Consider the following 219-nt stretch of genomic DNA (forward strand, 5'->3'; position numbering starts at 1 on the left):
ATTAATTTATCGCCTAATAATTTGATGCAATGCATCTTGGTTTCCACCAAACTGCGGCGATGATAGCCTGACCATTTTTTCCATAATGTCCTGCCTAAACGTTTAACTGTTCGAAGTAATTCATTTCGCTCTAGCGAGCTACTCTTTGTATCTTTCCATGGTTTCGCATTTTTTCTAGGTGGAATCACCGCATGTGCTTGCCGATCTGCAATGACCTGA

1 protein-coding gene is annotated in these 219 nt (G+C 41.1%); it reads right to left on the reverse strand.

Going from position 1 to position 219, the window contains the following annotated elements:
* Positions 1-219 (reverse strand): transposase (locus WFH18_RS18380; RefSeq protein ID WP_336755474.1); only part of this gene is annotated, 219 nt, incomplete at both ends.

The organism is Acinetobacter sp. USHLN143, from assembly GCF_037145695.1.
Lineage (GTDB): Bacteria > Pseudomonadota > Gammaproteobacteria > Pseudomonadales > Moraxellaceae > Acinetobacter > Acinetobacter fasciculus.